21 protein-coding genes and 1 pseudogene are annotated in these 22,311 nt (G+C 62.0%); 11 read left to right on the top strand and 11 right to left on the bottom strand.

Annotated elements, in window-relative coordinates; translation table 11 throughout:
* The first annotated feature begins 64 nt into the window (after window positions 1-64).
* Together yidA and OKC30_RS07730 are read left to right on the top strand one after the other, a co-directional pair.
* Window positions 65-874 carry a sugar-phosphatase gene (yidA, locus tag OKC30_RS07735; protein ID WP_160836824.1) on the top strand — a complete coding sequence of 270 codons (810 nt, stop codon included), beginning with the start codon at window positions 65-67 and terminating at the stop codon, window positions 872-874.
* Between the two features lie 363 nt (window positions 875-1,237).
* Window positions 1,238-2,008, top strand: coding sequence for a gamma-glutamyl-gamma-aminobutyrate hydrolase family protein (locus tag OKC30_RS07730; protein WP_270663319.1), 771 nt, complete (start codon window positions 1,238-1,240; stop codon window positions 2,006-2,008).
* A gap of 151 nt (window positions 2,009-2,159) precedes the next feature.
* Here the strand turns inward: OKC30_RS07730 and OKC30_RS07725 are convergent, their stop codons facing one another.
* The 7 genes from OKC30_RS07725 to lptM all read right to left on the bottom strand — a co-directional run bounded on the left by OKC30_RS07725 (window position 2,160) and on the right by lptM (window position 7,536).
* On the bottom strand, window positions 2,160-2,564 hold the full coding sequence (locus tag OKC30_RS07725) for a hypothetical protein (RefSeq protein ID WP_010672705.1): 405 nt from the start codon (window positions 2,562-2,564) through the stop codon (window positions 2,160-2,162).
* A 71-nt stretch (window positions 2,565-2,635) separates the two neighbouring features.
* The gene (locus OKC30_RS07720) at window positions 2,636-3,346 is read right to left on the bottom strand and encodes an HAD-IA family hydrolase (protein ID WP_160836828.1); all 711 of its coding nucleotides are present in this window, start codon (window positions 3,344-3,346) and stop codon (window positions 2,636-2,638) included.
* Between the two features lie 95 nt (window positions 3,347-3,441).
* Window positions 3,442-4,419, bottom strand: a complete 978-nt coding sequence (gene xerC, locus OKC30_RS07715) for a tyrosine recombinase XerC (protein WP_160836830.1) — start codon at window positions 4,417-4,419, stop codon at window positions 3,442-3,444.
* On the bottom strand, window positions 4,412-5,092 hold the full coding sequence (locus OKC30_RS07710; RefSeq protein WP_010672702.1) for a DUF484 family protein: 681 nt from the start codon (window positions 5,090-5,092) through the stop codon (window positions 4,412-4,414). Before OKC30_RS07710 ends, xerC begins: the two co-directional genes overlap by 8 nt.
* Before the next feature lie 79 nt (window positions 5,093-5,171).
* Window positions 5,172-6,002, bottom strand: a complete 831-nt coding sequence (gene dapF / locus OKC30_RS07705) for a diaminopimelate epimerase (protein WP_029313578.1) — start codon at window positions 6,000-6,002, stop codon at window positions 5,172-5,174.
* Between the two features lie 62 nt (window positions 6,003-6,064).
* A complete protein-coding gene (lysA, locus tag OKC30_RS07700; RefSeq protein ID WP_039039806.1) occupies window positions 6,065-7,315 on the bottom strand; it encodes a diaminopimelate decarboxylase in 1,251 nt (416 codons plus the stop codon).
* 20 nt (window positions 7,316-7,335) lie between these two features.
* Complete coding sequence (gene lptM / locus OKC30_RS07695) at window positions 7,336-7,536, bottom strand: LPS translocon maturation chaperone LptM (protein ID WP_010672699.1); 201 nt, start codon at window positions 7,534-7,536, stop codon at window positions 7,336-7,338.
* Between the two features lie 73 nt (window positions 7,537-7,609).
* On the opposite strand from lptM, the gene cyaY reads away from it, so the two are divergent.
* Both cyaY and OKC30_RS07685 read left to right on the top strand, forming a co-directional pair.
* Window positions 7,610-7,924: an iron donor protein CyaY gene (gene cyaY / locus OKC30_RS07690; RefSeq protein ID WP_010672698.1), complete on the top strand. Its 315-nt coding sequence runs from the start codon at window positions 7,610-7,612 to the stop codon at window positions 7,922-7,924.
* Window positions 7,921-8,574 (top strand): alpha/beta hydrolase, encoded by a 654-nt coding sequence (locus OKC30_RS07685; protein WP_103259395.1) that lies wholly within the window; start codon window positions 7,921-7,923, stop codon window positions 8,572-8,574. Before cyaY ends, OKC30_RS07685 begins: the two co-directional genes overlap by 4 nt.
* A gap of 186 nt (window positions 8,575-8,760) precedes the next feature.
* Here OKC30_RS07685 and OKC30_RS07680 read toward each other — a convergent pair whose 3' ends face one another.
* Window positions 8,761-11,280 carry a class I adenylate cyclase gene (locus OKC30_RS07680; RefSeq protein ID WP_109112266.1) on the bottom strand — a complete coding sequence of 840 codons (2,520 nt, stop codon included), beginning with the start codon at window positions 11,278-11,280 and terminating at the stop codon, window positions 8,761-8,763.
* Window positions 11,281-11,602: 322 nt separating this feature from the next.
* On the opposite strand from OKC30_RS07680, the gene hemC reads away from it, so the two are divergent.
* The 6 genes and pseudogenes from hemC to OKC30_RS07650 form a co-directional block, all read left to right on the top strand.
* Complete coding sequence (hemC, locus tag OKC30_RS07675; protein WP_160836842.1) at window positions 11,603-12,532, top strand: hydroxymethylbilane synthase; 930 nt, start codon at window positions 11,603-11,605, stop codon at window positions 12,530-12,532.
* Between the two features lie 46 nt (window positions 12,533-12,578).
* Window positions 12,579-13,313 carry a uroporphyrinogen-III synthase gene (locus tag OKC30_RS07670; RefSeq protein WP_160836832.1) on the top strand — a complete coding sequence of 245 codons (735 nt, stop codon included), beginning with the start codon at window positions 12,579-12,581 and terminating at the stop codon, window positions 13,311-13,313.
* Window positions 13,310-14,386, top strand: coding sequence for a uroporphyrinogen-III C-methyltransferase (locus OKC30_RS07665; protein ID WP_039039811.1), 1,077 nt, complete (start codon window positions 13,310-13,312; stop codon window positions 14,384-14,386). Before OKC30_RS07670 ends, OKC30_RS07665 begins: the two co-directional genes overlap by 4 nt.
* 10 nt (window positions 14,387-14,396) lie before the next feature.
* Complete coding sequence (locus tag OKC30_RS07660; protein ID WP_069785406.1) at window positions 14,397-15,560, top strand: heme biosynthesis HemY N-terminal domain-containing protein; 1,164 nt, start codon at window positions 14,397-14,399, stop codon at window positions 15,558-15,560.
* A gap of 58 nt (window positions 15,561-15,618) precedes the next feature.
* Window positions 15,619-15,753 carry a hypothetical protein gene (locus OKC30_RS07655; RefSeq protein WP_010672691.1) on the top strand — a complete coding sequence of 45 codons (135 nt, stop codon included), beginning with the start codon at window positions 15,619-15,621 and terminating at the stop codon, window positions 15,751-15,753.
* A pseudogene (locus tag OKC30_RS07650) lies at window positions 15,735-16,129 on the top strand (integrase core domain-containing protein); the annotation flags it as partial. The gene OKC30_RS07655 and the pseudogene OKC30_RS07650, both read left to right, overlap by 19 nt.
* Before the next feature lie 74 nt (window positions 16,130-16,203).
* On the opposite strand, the gene pmbA reads toward OKC30_RS07650, so the two are convergent.
* Window positions 16,204-17,547 (bottom strand): metalloprotease PmbA, encoded by a 1,344-nt coding sequence (gene pmbA, locus OKC30_RS07645; protein ID WP_109112262.1) that lies wholly within the window; start codon window positions 17,545-17,547, stop codon window positions 16,204-16,206.
* 114 nt (window positions 17,548-17,661) lie between these two features.
* Between pmbA and yjgA the strand changes: the two genes are divergently transcribed.
* A complete protein-coding gene (gene yjgA, locus OKC30_RS07640) occupies window positions 17,662-18,186 on the top strand; it encodes a ribosome biogenesis factor YjgA (RefSeq protein WP_010672689.1) in 525 nt (174 codons plus the stop codon).
* Window positions 18,187-18,272: 86 nt separating this feature from the next.
* Here the strand turns inward: yjgA and OKC30_RS07635 are convergent, their stop codons facing one another.
* Both OKC30_RS07635 and tmaR read right to left on the bottom strand, forming a co-directional pair.
* Window positions 18,273-21,356: a transglycosylase domain-containing protein gene (locus tag OKC30_RS07635; protein ID WP_160836834.1), complete on the bottom strand. Its 3,084-nt coding sequence runs from the start codon at window positions 21,354-21,356 to the stop codon at window positions 18,273-18,275.
* Window positions 21,357-21,569: 213 nt separating this feature from the next.
* Window positions 21,570-21,887: a PTS system regulator TmaR gene (tmaR, locus tag OKC30_RS07630; protein WP_010672687.1), complete on the bottom strand. Its 318-nt coding sequence runs from the start codon at window positions 21,885-21,887 to the stop codon at window positions 21,570-21,572.
* Window positions 21,888-22,311 lie beyond the last annotated feature (424 nt).

Genomic DNA, 22,311 nt, shown 5'->3' with positions numbered 1-22,311 from the left:
TTCGCTACACTCAGCCTCCCCATGGCCCCATCGGGCGGGCCGGCCAGACTCAGGTAGTGAGAAGATGTACAAGCTGATCGCATTGGATATGGATGGCACCCTGCTGACCCCAGAGGGCCGAATCTCCCCCCGCACCCAGGCCGCCATCGCGGCAGCCCGCGCCAGGGGCGTGACCGTGGTGCTGGCCTCCGGCCGCCCGCTGGAAGGCATGACCTCCGCCCTGACCGAGCTGGGCCTCACCGGCCAGGATGACTACGTCATCTGCTACAACGGCGCCCTGGTGCAGCAGGTATCCGAGCAACGCATCATCCGCAGCCAGTTGCTGACCGGCAGCGATGCCCGTGCCATCGCCCACCTGGCCTGTGAGCTGGGGGTGAACATCCACGGCTTCTCCGTCCGCCAGGGGCTCATCAGCCCCAGGATCAGCCCCTACACCGAGCACGAATCCCGCCTCATCGGTCAACCCATCAACCTGGTGGACTTCGCCACCCTGCCCGACGACGAGCAGATCATGAAGGTGATGATGATTGACCCAGAGCCCCTGCTCTCCCGTGCCATCGCCCAGCTGCCCGCCGAACTCCACGAGCGCTATACCGTGGTGCGCAGCGCCCCCTACTTCCTCGAGTTCATGAACAAACGCAGCAACAAGGGCACCGGCGTCGCTGCCCTGGCCGAGCACCTGGGGCTGGATGCCTCCCAGGTGATCGCGGTGGGGGATGCGGGCAACGATCACCACATGATCGCCTACGCCGGACTCGGGGTCGCCATGGGCAACGCCACCGACGAGATCAAGGCGCTGGCACAGCACACCACGGGGCGCAACGATGAAGACGGGGTCGCCCAGGTGATCGAGCGTTTCATCCTGAACGCCTGAGTCGACAAGGGGCCCTGTGGGCCCCTTCTGCTATCCGGCCGCCCGGCCAGATGTTTAATATATCCACCATCAAATCGCTCGCCGCGCCAGGCATTCCCCCTCAAGCCCCTTTAAATAGGACTAAGAGCCGTATCCCGGCATCAACGGTTAACATAATTGCATCATTTTGTTTGACATATTGAACGGCCTTGGCAGACTGGAAGCAGGATCCAGGCTGTCGTTGCCAAGGCTGACCGACGATTCTGGCACTCTGGCGCGACCCTGATCCCACGACCATGCCTTGAGGCATGCCCTTGCGAGCCGAGGCGGCAAGGGCCTTCCCAAGGCGCAGGATGAGACCGCCAAGGATAGCCAAGGTGACCTATGCCCAACCTCAGTTCCCATAACAAACCCGTCGTGCTGATGACCATGGGGGCCCAGGCCCGCAGTGGCCACGCCTACCAGGTCATGACCCACAAATACATCAAGCCTCTGGTGGAGATCAGCGGCTGCGTGCCGGTGCTGGTGCCCACCTGCTGTGGCACCGAGGATCTGGAGCAGTATCTGGACCTCGCCGACGGGGTCTATCTGAGCGGTGCCGGATCCAACATCGATCCTGCCCTCTATGGCCAGGAGAACCTCACCCCGGAGAAGCCCCAGGACAGGGACAGGGATCTGTTCGATATTCCCCTGGTGCACGCCGCCCTCGACCGTGGCCTGCCGATCCTCGGGATCTGCCGCGGCATGCAGGAGATCAACGTGGCCCTGGGAGGCGACATTCACCAGAAGGTCTATTGCGAGCCGGGTTATGACGATCATCGGGAGGATGCGGATGACCCGGTGGACGAGCAGTATGGCGAGAGCCATCAGGTCGAGCTGGTGCCCGGTACCTGGCTGGCCGAGCTGATGGGGCAGCCGTCGATTCCGGTCAACTCCCTCCACGGGCAGGGGATCAAGACGCTGGCCAAGGGGCTGGCCCCCCTGGCCCATGCCGAAGACGGGCTGATCGAGGCGATCCACGCTCCCGCCCTCTCCCCCTTCCTGCTGGCGGTGCAGTGGCACCCGGAGTGGAAGGCCAGCGAGAACCCCCACTCCATCAAGCTCTTCACCGCCTTTGGCGACGCCTGTCGCCGGTTCAGGCAGCAGGTCGGCTAGTCGCCGACCCCTTGCCCTTGAGCCTGGGCAGGGCCTCGTACATCGGGGGCTACCCAGAGGCATCCGACGTGACGGGCCTGTGACCCCCCCACGCCATCAAGCTGCCCACTGCTTTCGGCGACGCCTCCTGCCCGTTCAAGCAGCAGAAGTGCTAGTCGCCAAATCCCTTGCCCTTGAGCTTGGGCAGGGCCCCGCGATCAGGGCGCAGGGTTCGGCAGACATCCAGCCCCTTGAGGCCCCGCTGGATATGGTCCGGGGCCTGCCCGAGCACCATGCCGTTGCCGCGATAGAGACGGGCATCCTCCAGCTCGAACAGCTCGCCGCCGATGAGCAGTTGCTCCCGGCCATTCACCACCTTGCCCCGTTTCAGGGGCAGGGTCATGTCCACCTGGATCTCGCCGGTGGCACACCCCTCGCGCCAGCGCGCCTCGTCGGAAAACGGGGAGATGGCGATCTCCCGCCAGGATCCGTCCCTGAACTCCATCCGGTAACGGTCTTGCACCAGATCGCATCCCGCCAGCATCACGGGGATCGCCAGCCAGATGACACCCTTCATTCCCTTCACGCCCTTGCTCCCTTGTTATTATTGCCAGATATACATCACGGAATCTGTCCCTCATCCCCAGCTCAGAGCAGCAGGGTGGCCAGATCCTGCAGCTGCCCCAGCTCCACATCCGGCAGCAGCGACAGCGACTGCCAGGACTGACCGCTCTCGTTGAGCCAGGCGGCCCGAAAGCCGTGCAGCCTGGCCCCCAGCACGTCGGTCACCGGGTGATCCCCCACATGAAGGATGCGGCCGGGGGCCAGCCTCAGGGCCTCTTGCACCTGCACGAACATGTCGTGCGCCGGTTTCATTCTGGCTCCCGCTCCCGCCTTGCAGACCAGGGTGAAGTAGCCAGCCAGACCTGCCTGCTCCAGATCCAGGTTGCCGTTGGTGATCACCGCCAGCGGGTAGCGCGCCGCCAGACGAGCCAGCAGGGCGTGAGTCGCCTCGCTCACCTCTATCTTCGAGCGCTCGGCCATGAAGCCGGTGAACACCGCCCGGGCCTGCTGCTCCGCCAGCCTGGGCTCCATGCCCCCCTGCACCAGGGCCTCGCGAATGCCACGCTGGCGCGTCAGGCTGACGTCGTGGCTAAGCGCCGGGTGGTCCAGCAGCAACTGGCGCTTGAGCGCGAGCCAGCGCGGCTTGTCCAGCATGGCGGTAGCCAGGTATTCGCTGCGCAGGTGGTCCAGCATCCACTGTTCCGCCCGCGCGATGGCGGGGCCGTTGTCATAGAGGGTGTCGTCCAGATCGAACGAGATGGCGGCCACCGGCTGCCAGCGACGGTAAAACTGCATGGCTGTTCCTCTTTACTCCTCATCCTCTAGCGTTGCGGGCTCCCGCCTGACCCGGGCGACGTGGAGATTGTCATCCCCGCAGATCGCACACCACATCACTCATCCTCCGGCGTTTCCGGATCTCGCTTCGCCCGCGGGTGGGCACTGTCATATACCTTGGCCAGATGCTGGAAGTCGAGGTGGGTATAGATCTGGGTGGTGGAGAGATCCGCATGCCCCAGCAGCTCCTGCACCGCCCGCAGGTCGCCGGAGGATTCCAGCATGTGGGTGGCGAAGCTGTGGCGTAGCTTGTGGGGATGCACGTGGGCATTGAGAGCCTGCTTGTTGCCCCAGCCGTCGAGCCGCTCCTGTACCGAGCGGGCCGAGAGCCGCTGCCTGCGCTTGGAGACGAACAATGCCTCCCCCTCGTCACCGGCCAGCAGGGGGCGTACCTTGAGCCACTTGTGCAACCACTCCACCGCCATCCGCCCGATGGGCAGCACCCGCTCCCGTGAGCCCTTGCCGATCACCCTGAGCTGGCGCTCGTCGAGCTTCACGTCCGCGAGGTTGAGCCCCACCAGCTCGGCAAGGCGCAGGCCGGAGGAGTACATCAGCTCCATGATGGCGCGATCCCGCACCGCCAGCGGATCCTGCTCGTCGGTGATGTTGAGCAGCTGGTACATCTCGTCCACGTCCAGGTTCTTGGGCAGGGGCCGCCCCTGCTTGGGGGTGACGATGCCACGCGCCGGGTTGGCGGTGAGCCGCCCCTGGCGCACCTGCCAGTCGCAGAAGCTGCGCAGGGCCGACATCTTGGTGGCAAGGGAACGGGGCGCCAGCCCTCCCTTGTGCATCCGGGTCACCAGACTGCGCACCTGGCTCGCCTCGAGCCGGGCCCAGTCGTCGACCCCGAGCTTCACCAGCTCGGCGGTCATGGCTTCCAGGTGGGCCTGATAGTTGCTGCGGGTGTGGGGGCTGAGCTGGCGCTCGACCCTCAGGTATTCGATAAAGGCGTTCAGCTCCCCCGCCAGTGCGACCGGCAGGGGGTCGGCGGCAGGGGGCGTCCTGGCAGGGGATCGGGTCGTTGCCTTAGCCACGGGCCAGCTCGGGCAGACGCAGCTGCAACAGACGCCCCAGCTGACCCAGCAGCAGGGTGTCGTTGTGGGGGGTGAAGTGGCTGGGATCCGAGCTCGCGAAGGCCAGCACGCCGAGCTCCCCGAGCCGCATCAGGGCCACCGAGTTGACCAGCACATCATTGCCAAACAGCGCCTGCTTCTCGCTCTGGTTGAGGCGACCGAAATAGTAGTCCGTGCCGGGCAGGCGCTGCCCCAGCAGTTGTTCGAGCTGTTTGCCCTGCGCCAGGAAACGCTGCTCGGGGCCGCTCAGCTGGAAATGCCTGGGATTGAGCCAGAGCCGCAGGCCGGTGAGTCGCAGCCGCTGGACGAAGGCCTTGCCCATCACGGCGCTCAGCTCGAACAGGGTCTGGCAGCCGTAGATCTCCCCGTAGAGATCCGCATAGACCCGGAAGATCCGCTCGTTCTCGCTGGCGACCCCCATCAGTTCGGTGATCTCCTGCTCCAGCTGCTCGATGCGCTCCCGCTGTCTGTCCAGCTGGCGCTCCACCAGGGAGATGGTGCCCTTTTGCGCATGGGGAATGCGGATCTTGTCCAGCATGGCCCCGTGACGCAGGAAAAACTCGGGATAACGGGCCAGGTACTCCAGCACTGTGGCTTCATCCACCAGTGATTCCTGCCGTTTGAGTTCGCTCATAACTTGGTTGATCCATCCGAAAAAGGGGCCAAGGGCCCCGATATGATCCGTTGATGGAGCGGGATCACCCGCTCCTTGTCTACAACTCTATCTGGCCGTCAAAGACGTGCTCGGCCGGCCCCGTCATGTAGACGGGCTGACCCGGTCCCTTCCAGGCGATGGTCAGCTTGCCACCCGGCAGGGTGACGGTGACCCGCTCCTTGAGCTTGCCCTGGCTGATGCCTATCACCACGGCCGCACAGGCCCCGGTCCCGCAGGCCAGGGTCTCCCCCACCCCGCGCTCGAAGACCCGCAGCTTGATCTCGCTGGCGTTGACCATCTCCATGAAGCCGACGTTGACACGCTCGGGGAAGCGCTCGTGGCGCTCCATGATGGGTCCCAGGGTCTCCACCGGCGCATCGGCCACCGAGGGCACCTCGATGACGCAGTGAGGGTTGCCCATGGAGACGGCACCGCACATCACGGTGTGATCCTGGGCCCGCAGCAGATACGTCTTCTCCGCCTTCTGGGCACGGAACGGGATCTTGCCCGGCTCGAACTGGGGCACCCCCATGTTGACCGTGACCTGATTCTCCCCTTCCAGCTGCAGGGTGATGCGGCCCCGGGCGGTACTGACCGCGATGCGATCCCGGTTGACCAGCCCCTTGAGACGCACGAAACGGGCGAAGCAACGGGCCCCGTTGCCGCACTGTTCCACCTCGCTGCCGTCGGCATTGAAGATGCGGTAATGGAAGTCGAGCTCGGGGTCATAGGGCGGCTCCACCAGCAACAGCTGGTCGAAGCCGATACCGAAGTGACGATCCGCCAGCTTCTTGATGATGTCGTTGCTGAAGAACACCTTCTGGGTGACGCCATCCACCACCATGAAGTCGTTACCGAGGCCGTGCATTTTGGAAAACTCAATCAACATCGCGCGTTCCTGTCTCACCGTTAATCACGCTCTCACATGGAGGAACGCTGAAAATCCATCCATCACGGCAACAGGTGCTCGCCACGCCAGAGATCCGCCAACTGCTCCCGCTCACGGATGAGGTGCGCCTGGTCACCGTCCACCAGCACCTCGGCCGCACGGGGTCGGGTGTTGTAGTTGGAGGACATGGTAAAGCCGTAGGCACCAGCGGAACGCACCGCCAGCAGGGAGCCCTCGGCAATCGCCAGGGTACGCTCCTTGCCGAGGAAGTCGCCGGTCTCGCACACCGGGCCCACCACGTCATAGAGTGCCTTCTCGTGGGTCGCCCGGCTGTCCACCTCGATGATGTTCATCCAGGCGCCGTAGAGGGAGGGGCGCAGCAGATCGTTCATGCCGGCGTCGATCAGGGCGAAGTTGCGAGTCTCGCCGGGTTTGAGGAACTCGACCCGGGTCAACAGCACACCGGCGTTGGCGACGATGGCGCGGCCCGGTTCGAACAAGAGGGTCAGATCCCGTCCCGCCAGCTTCTGCTTGAGCGCCTCGGCATACTCGGTGGGGTGCGGCGGCTGCTCGGCGCCGTAGTTGACCCCCAGGCCGCCGCCCACGTCCAGGTGATGGATGTGGATGCCTTCCGCCGCCAGCTCGTCGATGAGCTTGAGCAGCTTGTCCGCCGCCTCCATAAAGGGATTCAATTCAGTGAGTTGCGAGCCGATGTGGCAATCCACCCCCTTGATCTCGATGTGGGCCATGGCCGCTGCCTTGCGGTAGATGGCGGGCGCCTGTTCGATGGGGATGCCGAACTTGTTCTGCTTGAGGCCGGTGGAGATATAGGGGTGCGTGCCTGCGTCGATGTCCGGGTTGACCCGCACCGAGACCCGCGCCTTCTTGCCCATGCTGCCTGCGACCCGGTTCAGGCGCTCCAGCTCGGCTTCGGACTCCAAGTTGAAGCAGAGGATCTCTTTTTCCAGCGCAAGGCGCATCTCGGCTTCGCTCTTGGCGACGCCGGAGAAGACCACCTTGGCCGGATCACCGCCCGCCGCCAGCACCCGGGACAGCTCGCCGCCGGAGACGATGTCAAAGCCCGAACCGAGGCGTGCCAGCAGATTGAGCAGGGCCAGGTTGGAGTTGGCCTTGACCGCATAGCAGATCAGGTGGGGAATGTCGCCAGCCGCCTGGTCGAAGGCATGCCAGTGGCGTTCCAGGGTGGCGCGGGAGTAGACATAGAGCGGAGTGCCGTACTGGTCGGCAAGCTGTTGCAGGGGAAGCTGTTCGGCCTGAAGCTGACCGTCTGCGTCGTAGTTAAAGTGATCCAAGGGGGCGGTTCCTTCCTAGATTATTGCGGCGCGGCCTCTGAGGCCGGTGTAGCGGTCGCAGGCGAGGCGGCTTGCGGTGTACTCTCTGTCTTGGGCTGTGTCTGCTCTGCAGGTGCGGGCTGTTCGGCCGGCGGCATGTAGAGCGGCCCCGTCAGGCCACAGGCGGCCAACCCGAGCGACAGCGACGCGGCAAACAGGCACTTGGTGAACTGGGTAATCATAATGGTTCGCTGCGAAAAAATTTTTGGCCCTCTATAATCGCACTCACATTGTTAAAAGCAACAGGATAAACCGATGAAGGATCACGAGTATCACGCCCTGACCGACGCCTTTTTCCAGTATGTGGAAGACACCATCGACGAGGGGTATCCGGATATCGACTGCGAACGCGCCGGCGGGGTGCTGACCCTGAGCTTCGAGAACAAGACCAAGGTCATCATCAACAAGCAGGAGCCCCTGCATCAGATCTGGGTCGCCACCCGGGAGAACGGCTTCCACTTCGAGCTGCGCGGTGACAGCTGGATCGACAACCGCTTCGGCGACGAGCTCAAGGCCCTGCTGACCCGGGCCTGCACCACCCAGGCCGGCGAGCCCGTGGTCTTCTCATGACGGATCTGCATCCCGAAGGTGCCCGCCATGCGGTGATCTGGCTGCACGGGCTGGGGGACTCCGGCGCAGGCCTCGCCCCCCTGGTGGAGGCGCTGGCCCTGCCCGCCGACCTGCCCGTCCGCCATCTGCTGCCGGATGCGCCCGAACGCCCCATCACCATCAACATGGGCTACCGGATGCGCGGCTGGTACGACATCAAGAGCTTCGAGGATCCGGCGGATCGCGCCGTGGAGTCCCATGTCAGGGAGTCAGCGGCCCGTATCGCCTCGCTGATCGAACAGTTGGTGGCCGAGGGTTTCGCCCCCGAGCGCATCGTGCTGGCCGGCTTCTCCCAGGGGGGCGTCATCGCCTCCTTCACCGCCCTGCGCCATCCGGTGCCATTGGCAGGCCTGCTCTGCATGTCCACCTACCTGGCTGCGCCCAACACCCTGCCCGGCGAGATGAGCGAGGCGGCCCGCGCCCTGCCCATCTGCTACATGCACGGCATCTATGACGACGTGGTGAACCTCTCCATGGGCTGGGACGCCAAGAACCGGCTGGAAGCGGTGGGACTCAGCCCCGAGTGGCACGAATACCCCATGCGCCACGAGATCTGCCGCCCCCAGCTGGGCGACATTCGCAGCTGGTTACTGGCCCGCCTCGGCGCCTGATTGTCGGCTCACGGGTAAGACAACGGCCTGCATCAGCAGGCCGTTTGCTTTCATCTCTGACGGCGATGCTCGACGGCATCCCCCACGGGCTGCGGCCCCCTCCACGCCTGATTCCCGTACCACGGATAGGACAACGGCCTGCATCAGCAGGCCGTTTGCCATCTTGCCGGTGCTGTTATCAGCACATCACCCTACTTCCCGCGCCGCGCCTGGGGTGTCCCGCTGCGGGCTCTGGCTGCGGTAGGGGATCACATCGAGTTTGTCACCCACCTGCACGATTTCGTAGTACTGGGGCAGGTTGAAGTTGCTGAACTGACCCGCATTGCTGAATCGCTCGTGACCCGAGGTGTAGAACCGGTTCACCCCCTGTACCAGTTCGTCCTTGTTGCCGGCGAAGTGCTGGTAGATCTCCACCCGGTTCGCCTCGTCCAGGATATAGATGTTGGTGCCTGCATCCCGGGTATCGAAGAAGAACTGCACCAGCCCTTCGCTGGCGTAGGCGTCGACAATGCCGGGCAGGTGCTGGCTGTGAGTCTTGTCGAGGCGCAGCGGCAGGTGATCCAGCTTGTTGTGGGAGATGTGACGGTAAAAATCGATGGCGTTTTCCAGCTTCTTGACCGACACCCCGCGCCGCTCGAAGAAGATGCCGTACTTTTCCTTGCCGAGCGCCAGCGTCTTGACCAACTGCTGCTTGTCCCGGGCCAGGCGCAACTCGATGCATTCAGCCACAAGCTGCTGGAAGCGGGTGCGCACCAGGGAGCGGAAGTGCTGGCTGTAGCAGAACACCTCGATCATCTCGGGGGCCGCAGCGTCTTGGTGCATCTTGCCGAGGATGGTGGTGAGGGCGTCCACCACGGCTTCCTCCCCCTCGAAGTGCAGGGTGCGGATCTCGCTCCAGGAGTTGCGATAGACGAGATCCACGGATCCCACCAGACACTCCTGGTTGCGACCGAACGAGAAGACATCGGCGGCGTTGGCATCGAACTCGATCACCTGCCCCACCCAGTGGCTGGACGGGTCCGTCTCCAGGTTCAGGAAGATGGAGAGCTGGCGGATCTCGCACGGCCGGCTCAGGGCCAGGTTGGTCGCGCGGGGATACTTGACCGGGAAGGTCCCGGAGAGATCGCGACAGAACTGATGCAGGTTGTCGATGTGCAGATCCGAGCCCTGGTTGAACAGGTGCACCCGGGACTGGGGCGTCAGCAGGCCGTTGAAATAGGCCCAGGCCACCAGCTTGCTGATGTAGCCGTTATATTCGAGCGGCGCCCGGCCGATGATGTCGGCGGGTTCGAGAGAATGCTTGTAGAGATACCAGCCGGCGCGATTCAGGCGGCCGTGGGGTACCTGTACCAGGCTGAGATCCGGCTCGCCGAGATCCGGCGCAATCTTGAGGTTGATGCGCTGCACCTTGCCCGGCAGGCTCTCGAATGCGGCATAGAGCTTGCGCGACAGGATGCCGATGTCTTCCGGGTTGATGGACTCGCTGATGTTGTTGCGCCGGGCGAACTGGATGAGATTGCGGTAGCTCTGCATCAGAGCCTCCAGCAACTCGGCGTAGGCCACCTTGACGTCCTCCACCTTCCACTCCTGGCGGTGATCAAGGTGGTAAAGGCGCTCCGGACTCCAGCCCCAGTAGGCCACCAGCTGGGCCATCTGCTCCCGGCGCCAGTCCGGGGAGTGATCTTCCTTGGGATGGCTCAGCCCGTCGCACACCTTCAGATAGAAGCAGCGACGCACCAGATCGAGGCGCTGCATGTCGCCGATGGACTTGAGGTAGTTGGTCACCTTGTCCAGCATCAGGCAGTAGTTGTCGAGGCGGTAGTGCATCCCCTCGTTGTGCTGGAACCAGTCGCGACTGGTCACCGACAGCAGCCGGGTGTTGGGATACTCGTGGGAGTAGGCCTCCATCAGCACCGACTTGAGCACCGCCTTGTAGGGGGAGTCGATCCCCTTGTAGAGCTGCCACAGGGCGGAGCCGAAATACTCCTCGGCAGGAATGCGATCAAAGCCGCCGAGATCGAGCCAGTCATCCTGGCTCAACTTGCCGTGGGCAAACAGGCCGTTGACGTAGTCGTCGTAGTGGTCGTCATACTCGCTGGGCACCAGATACCAGAGCAGCCGCTTGCCGGCGATGTGCATGGCGCTGCGGTAGAACTCGTCGAGAAGCAGCAGGTGCTGGGCGCTGCCGCAGCTCTCCCCCTGCATCTGGGCATCGTTGCGCTGACGGAACTTGTCTTCGGGGATCAGGAAGAAGTTGAGATCGACCCCCCGCTGCTCCGCCCACATGGAGAGGTGCTGGCACTTCTGTTCCAGCAGGGCGAGGCGCTCGCTCGACAGACCGGCCACATGACAGACCCAGATGTCGAGATCCGAGTGGCAGCACTGACCGATGGAGGAGGTGCTCCCCATGGAGTAGAGGCCCTGAATGGACTTGTCGTGGGTACTGAGACCGCCCTGGCAGTTGGCGTTCTGGCAGAGATCCTGGATGAAGGCCTGCTGGGCCTCGTTGGCGACAAAACTCCAGATACCATGAGGCACATCCCCTGCCACATAACCGGGCAACAGGGGGTGATTGAAGTGCAGCATGACAGGCAGCAAGTGGAAAACCTGCTGCCCGTAGCGACTCATGAGATCCAGCGCTCGTTGCGTCTTGAGACGATTGAGTTCGTCGTAGCGCGCCACCAGCGTGTCGAGTTTAACCAGCAATGCCCTACCTATGGGGAAGAGAAATGACGCACCAAAACGGGGAGACGTCAAAAAAGTGTGATCATGTTAACAATGCAAACAGCAGTGGTAAACAAGCCCGCACACAATCACCGGATTATTTCTGACCCCGTTCGTAACGGTATCAGCGGAAAGCAATAAAATTACTTGTTTTCAATAACTTAAAATCAATTATTGGCTGAATGAAAATAATTTTCAGCCCCCGTTTTTGAGCTTGGCCCCGCTTTTGCGGGCTGCGCCATGAAAGCCCCTGCAAAGGGTGGTAAGATCGTTTTCCTCTCAAAAGATGAAACAACTGATTGATATGGCAGCCCGAACCCTGAGAATTGCCACTCGAAAGAGCCCACTGGCCCTGTGGCAGGCCAATTTTGTGAAAGATCGGCTGGAGGCACTCCATCCGGATCTGCAGGTCGAACTGGTGCCCATGAGCACCCAGGGTGACAAGATCCTCGACACCCCCCTCGCCAAGGTCGGCGGCAAGGGGTTGTTCGTCAAGGAACTGGAGACTGCCATGCTGGAAGGGCGTGCCGACATCGCTGTCCACTCCATGAAAGACGTACCTGTGGAGTTCCCCGACGGACTCGGCCTGCACACCATCTGTGAGCGCGAAGACCCGCGTGATGCCTTTGTTTCCAACTATTTCAACCAGATAGACGAGCTGCCTCAAGGGGCCGTGGTCGGCACCTCCAGCCTGCGCCGTCAGTGCCAGCTGCGCGCTGCGCGCCCTGATCTCGTGATCCGCGACCTGCGGGGCAACGTCAACACCCGCCTCGCCAAGCTGGATGCCGGTGATTATGACGCCATCATCCTGGCCGCCGCCGGCCTGAAACGACTGGAGATGGCCCATCGTATCGCCGCCTTCATCGAGCCCGAGCAGAGCCTGCCCGCCAACGGCCAGGGGGCGGTCGGCATCGAATGCCGCCTCGACGATCACGAGCTGCACGCCCTGCTGGCGCCGCTCGAACACCCCGAGACCCGCATCCGGGTGCTGACCGAGCGCGCCATGAACCGCGCCCTGCAAGGGGGCTGTCAGGTGCCTATCGGGGCCTATGCCCTGGTACAGGGAGAAGAGGTATGGCTGCGCGGCCTGGTGGGCAGCCCGGATGGCAGCCGCGTCATTCGCGACGAGATCCGCGGCCCCCTGGCAGAAGGCGAGGCACTGGGCCACACCCTGGCCCAGCGCCTGCTGGCCGCCGGCGCCGACGTCATCCTGGCCGAGGTCTACCGGGCATGAGTGCAGCACAGCCAGGTTCGCGGTCATCTGCTCGGAGCGCCCCCTGATGGTCCCCCTGGTGGTGCGCCCGGCCGCCCAGGCCAACCAGCTGGTGCAGATGCTGCACCAGCTGGGTCACGCACCGCTCTGCTGTCCGTTGCTGGAAACCCGGCCGGGATGCGACCTCCCTCACCTGGGTGACATGCTGCGGGAGGCGGACCTCGTTATCGCCGTCAGCATGCATGCCGTTCATTTTACACATCATTTTCTGTTGCAAACTGGTCAGACCTGGCCACATATTGATTACTTTGCAGTCGGCCAGGCGAGTGCGGATGCCTTCGCCGAGGCGGGCATCCAGGCCCTGTGCCCGGCCGATCCCCGCAGCGAAGGGCTGCTGGCCCTGCCGGCACTGCAAAGGGTGAGTGGCCGCCGGGTGCTGATCCTGCGCGGCAACGACGGGCGGGATCTCATCGCCCGGACGCTGGCCTCACGGGGCGCACTGGTGCACTATTGTGCCACCTACGAGCGCCACTACCCCGATCTTGACGGGGATGCATTGACCCGCCACTGGCAGGCAGCCGGGCTCGACAGCCTGCTCATCACCAGTGGCGAATTGTTGCAGCGGTTGCTGGCCCTGGTGCCCGGCCCGCAGCACCCCTGGCTTTATGACCGCCTGCTGGTGGTGCCCAGTCCCCGGGTGGCCGAGATGGCAGAAGGGGCTGGTTTTACCCGTATCGTGATTGCCCAAGGTGCATCCAACCAGGCTCTGGTGGCCGCCCTGGAACTGAGGAAGATGGAATGACTGAACAGCAAGAAGTCCAGCCGAGTGCCGCGGCCACCGTGGCCGACAACAACAAGCCCGCGCCCGGAACGACAGGGAGCAAGAAGGGCAGCTCTGGCACCGTGCTTGGCGGCATCGCCATCCTGCTGGCCCTGGGGCTGGCCGGTGGTCTCTATGTGCACGGACACCAGAACGCCGTTGCCCAGCAGGCCGAACTGGTAGCCCTCAAGCAGCAACTGGCCGACGCCATGACCAGGATTGATCAGGGCAGCAGCAAGGATGCCGAACAGATCGGAGCCCTCGGCAAGAGCCAGCAGCAGTTGCAGGAGGCGCTGGACGCCTTGCAGACCAAGGTGCTGGATCTGGACGACAAGCGCCCCAATGACTGGATGCTGGCCGAATCCGAATACCTGGTGCGCATGGCGGGCCGCAAGCTGTGGCTCGAACACGACATCGTCTCCGCCATCACATTGCTCGGCAACGCCGACGAGCGCATCAAGGCGCTCAACGACCCCAGCCTGATGCCCATTCGCAAGGCGCTGGCGGAAGACATCGCCAAGCTCAAGGGGATGCCACGGGTCGATCGCGAGGGGTTGACCCTGAAGCTGGCCGCCCTCTCGGACCAGATCGAGCTGCTGCCCCTCTCCACCGTCAGCATGCCGGAAGCCAAGAGCGAGCCCGACCAGACCGTCAGCACCAACCCGGACGAGTGGCAGAGCAACCTGAAGAAGAACTGGGTCAAGTTCACCGAAAACTTCATCACCATCCGTCGCCGCGATGGCGCCGTGGAAGCCCTGCTCTCCCCGCAGCAGGAGATCTTCCTGCGGGAGAACCTCAAGACCAAGCTGCTGCAGGCCCAGCTCGCCGTCTATCGTGAACAGCAGTCCCTCTATGTCGACAGCCTGGAGAAGGCCCAGCGCTGGCTGACCCAGTATTTCGATGCCGACAACAGCGCCACCCAGTACATGCAGTCCGAGCTCGACAAGCTCAAAGGCGAGCAGATCCAGTTTGACTACCCGGATCAGTTCAAGACCCAGACCATGCTGGAACAGGTGCTGACCGAACGCCTGCAACGCATCCTGGCCGGCAACTGAGGAGGAGACCATGATTCGTCTGATCGTCATAGTCGCCGTGATGGTGGCGGGCCTCATCTTCGGTCCCGAAGCCTCCGGCAACAAGGGTTATGTGCTCATCTCGCTGGGCAACTACACGGTGGAATCCTCGGTCACCAGCGCGGTGATCCTGGCGGTGCTGTTCTACGGCGCCCTGCTCATCGTGGAATGGGTGCTGGCCCGCCTGTTCGGCCTGCGCCGCAAGACCCAGGGCTGGTTCGGCTCCCGCCGCCGCCGCAAGGCCAACCTGCAAACCGTCAATGCCACCCTGGCCATGGCCGAGGGGCACTACAACCAGGCCGAGAAGCTCCTCATCAAGGGCGCAGACAACAGCGACACCCCGCTGCTCAACTACCTGAGCGCCGCCCGGGTGGCCCAGGCCCGGGGCGATGACGTGCGCCGGGATCACTACCTGCAGAAAGCTCAGGAAGAGAACCCCAAGGCAGAGCTGGCACTGACCCTGATCCAGACCCAGTTGCAGATTGAGCAGGGCCAGTACGACAGCGCCCTCGGTCGCCTCGAGTCCATCTATGCCCTCAACCCGCGCCACCCCATGGTGCTGGATCAGCTGCGTCAGGTGTATCTGGCCCGTGAAGACTGGGCGGCCCTCATCGATCTCGCCCCTGCCCTGCGCAAGGTGGGCAAGCTGACCGCCCAGCAGGAAGAGACCCTGCTGCACCAGGCGTGGTGCGGTCGTCTGGAGGCCGCCAGCGGTTCCCTCGACACCCTGCGCACGGTCTGGCAGGGACTGCCCCGCAAACAGCGCCAGGATCCCGTGTTGCTGGCCAGTTACGGGGATCGCCTGCGCCGATTGGGGGCCGATGCCGAAGCCGCCGATCTCTGGCTGGAGGCCCTGCGCAAGGATCCCTCCCCCGAGCTGTTCGCCCGCCTGCCCAAGCTCAAACTGGACGACTACCAGCCCATGCTGACCCTGCTCAGAAAGATCCAGGATCAGCCTGGCGCCGAAGCCGCGCTGGCCCGGGTCTGCCTGCTGGCCGGCCAACTGGACGACGCCCAGCGCCTGCTGGAGCAGGAAGTGGCGAAGGCGCCGGATGCCGCCCTCTACCACGCCCTCGGCCAGGTGATGGACAAGCGCCGCCTGACCAACAAGGCCAACGAGTACTACCGCCAGGCATTGCAGCTGGCCGACGTCTGATCGGCGCATCTGCCTGAATATGGTTTGCATCTTCTCCTCCGAATAGATGGAGATCTCGATGGGACAGGGCGTAAACGAACACAACACAATTACTCTGATTTTTAAACTGGCCCTGGTCGAGCAGATTGAAGAAGGCAAGCTCACCTATAAACAGACGCAGACGCGTTATGACACTCAGGGCCGCTCTACCTGAGCTAGGTGACGGACACCTGCTCACGCAAAATAGTGGCAACTAAGAGATGAATGCCGAGTCGATGGTGATCGAGAAAACACTGAAGCAACAACGTGACCACGGAAAGCTTATTCATCATTCGGACCACCAGGTGCAGTATTGTTCGGGGTTGTATCAGTCATTGCATGAACAACACGGGGTCAAATGCTTGATGACAGATACTCATAACTGTCACCAAAATGCACTGAGATCTTGAAAAGAGAGTCACTGCTGCAAAGCCTGCAGAGGCTGGCGCAGGCGGGGAAAAGTGCGAAAGGCAGTGGATACTTATAACCTGGAGCAACCGCATCAGGCATTGAAATACAGAACCCCTGATGTGACGCATCGGGGGTTCTGAGTGCTAAAAGCTAGCTGAAAATGTGTAGACCTATCTCAGGACTAGACACCATAGTCCAGATCGGACGGAGGGGATCAGTGCCCCGCCAGTTTCATCTGCTCGACCAGTACGGAGCCGGTCTTGAGGCTGGAACGCTCATCCTCATCACTACCCACCGCCACGATATGGCTGAACATGTCGGCCAGATTGCCAGCAATGGTGATCTCCTCCACCGGATAGAGGATCTCGCCATTTTCAACCCAGAAACCGGCTGCGCCGCGGGAGTAATCACCATTGACGATGTTGACCCCCTGCCCCATCAGCTCGGTCACCAGCAGGCCGGTACCCATCTCCTTGAGCATGCCCTGGAAGTCCTGGCCGGTATTGGAAACCTGCCAGTTATGGATACCCCCGGCATGGCCCGTGGTGGTCAGGCCCAGTTTGCGGGCGGAGTAGGAGGTGAGCAGCCAGCTCATCAGCTCGCCGTTGCGGATGATGTCCATGTCGCGGGTGCGAACCCCTTCCCCGTCGAACGGGGTGCTGGCATGTCCTCCCGGCAAGTGGGGGAACTCCTGGATGGTGAGCCACTCGGGCAGGATCTGCTTGCCCAGTTTGTCCAGCAGGAAGCTCGACTTGCGATAGAGGTTGCCCCCGCTGATGGCCATCACCAGATGGCCCCACAGACCGGCAGCGGTATCGGGGTGGAACAGCACAGGGGCATGGCGGGTGCTGATCTTGCGAGCCCCCAGGCGGGAAACAGTGCGCTCCACCGCCTCGTCAGCGATGCGCTGGGGGCTCCACAGCCCGTCCAGGGAGCGGCTGGAGGAGTAGCCGTAGTCGCGCTGCATGTCGCCATCCTGCTCGCCGATCAGTACGCAGCTCAGGGAGTTGCGCGATGCAGCATAGCCTTTGACGAAGCCGTGGCTGTTGCCATAAACCTTGACGCCCAGGTGGCTGGAGAAACTGGCTCCGTCAGAGTGCTTGATGCGGGCATCCCGTCCCAGGGCCAGCCGCTCGCACTCGATGGCCAGCGCGATGCCACGCTGGGGATCCAGCTCGATTTGGTGGCACAGTTGCAGGTCCGGGGCATCCCAGGCCAGCAGATCCGCATCCGCAAGACCGGCGCAGTCATCGGGAGAGGTGTGGCGGGCGATCTCCATGGCCGCTTCCACGGCGGCGCGAATGGCCGGCTTGGTCAGATCCGTGGTGGAGGAGGACCCCTTGCAACCATCGCGATAGACGGCGATGCCGAGTGCGCCATCCTTGTTGAATTCGATGCTTTCCAGCTCGCAGCCCCGGGTGTTCACCGAGAGGCCGGTCTGTTTGCTGATGGAGACTTCGGCAAGCCCGGCGCCCAGCCCTTTCGCTATCTCAAGGGCCTCGGCGACCACGGCCTCGAGATGGGATTGATCCTGGCGGATTTGATCTTGCTGGTCCATAACTCACATCTGTATGAAGGGAAGGAAAGGGGCTAAGCATATCAGACCCCTGCGCCCAGCGGGAGAAGCTGGTAACATATCCGCCAAACGTGAATGACAGGAATACAGAGACCGATGAGTCAATATCAAGACGACAACGAGTGGGAAGACTGGGGCCCCAGCAAGAGCCAGCTCAAGCGTGATGCCGAGGCCTTGCAGAAGATGGGGGAAGAGATCGTCTCCCTAAGTCACAGCGAGCTGGAGAAGATCCCCCTGGATGAAGAGCTCGCCGAAGCGGTCGAGCTGGGTCGCAAGCTCAAGCCGAAGAAGGATGAGTCCTTCCGTCGCCATCTCCAGTTCATCGGCCGTCTGATGCGTAGCCGCGATGTGGCCCCCATTGAAGAGGCCCTCTCCATCATCAAGATGCGTCACTCCACCGTGAACGCCCGCCTGCACCGCCTCGAACAGTGGCGCGAGCGGCTGATCACCGAAGGCGACAGCGCCCTTAACGAGCTGATGTCCCAGTTCCACGAGCTGGATCGCCAGAAGCTGCGTCAGCTGATCCGCACCGCCAACAAGGAACGGGAGCTGAACAAGCCGCCGGTAGCCTATCGCGAGATGTACCAGTACCTGCGCGGTGAAATTGAAGATCTGTTGTAAGTGATGACTCACGTCCGCCTCAGGGCGGCGTGCAGTACACAATCAAACGGGGCCGCAATGGCCCCGTTTTTTCATACGCTATCCGCTCAGCTGCCCGCCACGCACTGGGTGTGAGTAGCGGGTTGCAGATAGGGGACCAGCAGGGGGGCCATCCCCTTGAGCACCTGTACAGGCAGCGCCGACGTGAAGCGGAACTTGTCGGACTGGCTGCCGGGTACATAGGCCGTCAGCGTGCCGAAGTGATCATCCCCGATGTAGAAGACGAAAGTCGCAGTCCGGTTGCGAGCCAGTGAACTGGTCACATTGCCGTAGCGACCCACCGTCTCGATCCGGTTGTCCCCGGTCCCCGTCTTGCCCCCCAGGGCCAGGACAGTACCATCCTGCAAGGCGAAGGCCCCGGCGATGCGCCGCGCCGTCCCCCCTTCCACCACCTTGGAGAGTGCATTGCGCAAGGCGTTGGCCACCTCGGCAGGCATCACCCGTGCCCCCTGGGTGTTCGCCGGCTCAAAGACGGTGGCGAAGGGGGTCCCCTTGGCAAAGGAGAGGTGCTCGATGCGCAGGGTCGGCGCACGAATGCCGCCGTTCTGGATGATCCCCATCAGCTCGGCCAACGCAGCAGGACGATCGCCCGAGCTGCCCAGTGCGGTCGCCAGGGACGGAACCAGGTGATCGAACGGGTAGCCCAGGCGAGCCCAGCGCTGATGGATGTCGAGGAAGGCCTCAACCTCCAGCATGGTGCGGATCCGGCTATCCCGGGCACTGCGATGACGGGTCTTGAACAGCCAGCTGTAGACCTCCTGACGCTCGTCACGGCTGGCGGTTACCGCATCGGTAAAGGTGGCCTTGTCAAACTCCTTGAGATAGGCAAGCAACCACAGCTCAAGTGGATGTACCCGTGCGATATAACCTTGATCCGGCAGAGAATATTTGCCAGGGCCGTAATTGGTATAGAGCTGCTCGATGCGCTTCTCGGTCAATTTCTCCCGCGGCAGGCGCTTGGCCAGGAAAGCGGCAAAGTCGGCCTGGGAGGCTTCCGGCATCAGATAGCGATGCACGGCGGCGAGACGCACCGCGCTGGGTTTGAGACCATCGAGGAAGGTATCGAGCTGCTCTTCTGCACTCTTGCCACGATATTTGCGCCAGAACCTCAGCAGGTAGGTCTGGCCCTCCTTGTCAGCAAACTTGGCCAGGTACTCGGTACGGCGAGGATCCCTGTCATCTTTCAACAACTGGGCACGATTTCCCTCCTTGTAGAGGCTGTAGCGGACGATGTCCCGCATCAAGCGCACGAAGGGCAGGTTGATGGATTCCCGCAGCGCATCGCGAATGGGCGGGATGCGACCGTTGTCTTCCTTGCGGAAGTTGTTGAAGGTGTGCATGCCACCGCCGGTAAAGAAGCCTTCATAGGGACTTGCGGAATACTTGCGGTCCAGTGCGGCCTCCAGCATCACCGGCAGGCTTCTGTCCTTGGCACTCATCAGATAGGCGATGGCCCAGCGGCTGATGTTGTCCTGATCGGACACTTCGATCTTTCGCAGGCTCTCCACCGGCATATTGCCGTAGCTGTCATGCAACTCGGTGACAATCTCGAGATAGGTGGTCAGCACCCGCAACTTGGCGGTGGATCCCAGTTCAAGCTTGCTGCCCTCGTTGATATCGAACGGCTGGTCGTTGTTGTCGGTCTGCACCCTCACCTTGACCCCTTCCGGCGTCTTCTCGAACAGGGTAAAGCTGTACTTCACATCACCCGTCTTCTCCGGCGAGAGCAGGCGCTCACCGAACAGGCCCACCTGGGCTGCGAATGCAGGGTCTGCCAGTTGCTGCAGATACCGTGACACCTCGTTCTGCAGCGGCATATTGAGGGTGGTGTTGGCCATCAGATCCATGCGATCCAGGTCATAAAGCTGCACCCCGAGCTGACGACTGAGACGAGTGCGAGCCACCTGCAGCCCCTTGTTGTTGTTGACTCGAGTGATGGCAGGTGCCTGCAGGAAATCGCGGAAGACCAGCTTGGCCTTGAGAGCCGACTCCATCAGGGGGGGGGTGATCATTCCCTCCTGCACGAAGAGTCGCAGATAGCTGTCTGTCAGGGTAGACAGTGCCTCTCTCCCCTGCGCCAGGTAATAGGAAGGACGGCGGTGGGCGATCATCAGAGAGACAACCTGGCGCAAGGCAAGGCCCTGCTCGGCCAGGGTAGAATCCTGGTTGCGAGCGGGATCCAGCAGTCGATTCACCTCATCGACATTGGCGCCAAACCAGACCCAGAGGCCATCACCGAGACCGTGCACCTCGCCATAACCGGGCGCCGCAGAGAGCGGGACCGAGTTGAGGTAGGCCCAGGCAACCAGCTTGCGGGCCTCCAGGGTCTCGGGCCCCAGCCGATAGGCACGAACGCTGGCCGAGACCATCTGGCGGATCTTCTCGGTCGGCGAAACGGTCAGTCCATCGGGAGAATGACGATACTTTTCCACCTGGGTCGCCAGGGTGCTGCCGCCAGCAGATTGATCCTGCATATCCAGCGCCTTGCCCACCTGAGACAGCGCCGCCTTGGCAAATCGCGGCCAGTCTACGGCCGGGTTGGCCAGCGGTTCCTTGTTGCTCAGGAGGTCACGGTTCTCGATAAACAGCAGAGACTGGATGACCAAGGGCGGTATGGCATTGAAATCCGGATAGTAATGAGTCGGATACTTGTACTGGTAGAATGGTTCTGCACGGCAGTCATAGAGTGTCAATCCTGCCTGGACCTTCTCGGTATAAGGCACGAAGAAACCGTGGCTGGCGTAGTTGTAGAGCGCATCGGAAAAACGGACCTGTTCGCTCACCAGGTAGCCACGCTGAACGAGACGTTCCTGGATCATGGGCATCAGCACATAACCGAGTCGCTTGTCGAACGGGCCGTCGTCGGGGAAGGCAATTTGCTTGCTGGGGCCGGGTTCGATCTGATAGGTCAGGGTGGCCGCATAGCGGGAGATCTCCTGTGACTGCAGTCGGGAGGTCTTCATTTCATAACCCACCAGGGCGATCACGGCAGCCAGACAAAGCAAGAAGATAAAACAGAACAACCAGCGCCACCAGGGTCGGCGTTTACGCTGTTGTTGCCCGTCCGCATTAGGTACGGATGAATCCTGAGATGCCACTTTATTTGAATCCGTCTGTTTTGATGCGCCCATATCAGCCCCACCATAGTTGCGCAATTTATTGTCTTTCAATCAAGCTTAGTCGTTTCAAGTCAAGGGCTTGAAATCTATTGACCGCTTTGCAGCGATGTTAACAGGGCGATTGTGAAAATGGGAGCCGATTGTTGCAACGCGGCAAGAGATCCGAGCTGCGGCATGAAAATGAAACACCGGCCAGAGGCCGGTGTTGACGAGAGCGGGGCGGGATTATTTGCTGGTGCTCATACTCTTCAGCTTGGTACTCAGCTCCTTGCGCTCCTTGGAAAGCTCGGCATTTTTGATGATATGGTCATCTACGCGCTCTTCATAGTCGGTCCGCATGTTGGCGATGATGGCCTGAACCTCGTCAATGCTCATGCCGGGCTTGATATAGTCACTCAGGTTGTCGAGCAACAGTACCCGCTTCTGGTTGTCACGGATCTTTTTCTCGTTGTCCGCAATTTCACGCTTGAGCTTGTTCTGACGACGGGACATACGCACATATTCCAGCACATCGTTGAAGGTTGACTTGTTTACTTGTTCCATATCGGTACCACTGAGTGAAGGTGAATGAAAACAGGCGGAGAGTCCCATACCAGAAAAAAACCGAAACCATGGCACGGGCAAACCCGGAATGCCCCTTACTCTACCGAGTTATGATTCAGATACAACCCCAATCGCAGCGCGGGCGGCGGGTTTAGACAGAACGGCTCCGACTGGGTTATTACGCTAAAAATGATGAAAACGGAGAGAGCCAACATGTGGGTTCAATGTGACCAGAGCAGGCGCAACTTTTCCGGTACGGGCAACAAGTGAACGTGAACGACGAACAGCACCATAGTGCCCGCTTGCCCTCCAGTGAGGGCTGAATTTCAGGCAATAAAAAACCCCGTTCGAGTGAGCGGGGTTTCTTGTATTGGGTGCCTGGCAGTGTCCTACTCTCGCATGGCGAATGCCACACTACCATCGG

Source organism: Aeromonas sp. QDB18 (assembly GCF_027705325.1).
GTDB classification, from domain to species: domain Bacteria; phylum Pseudomonadota; class Gammaproteobacteria; order Enterobacterales; family Aeromonadaceae; genus Aeromonas; species Aeromonas caviae.
The sequence above is the reverse complement of the archived record's forward strand: the minus strand, read 5'-3'. Positions and strand labels throughout refer to the sequence as shown.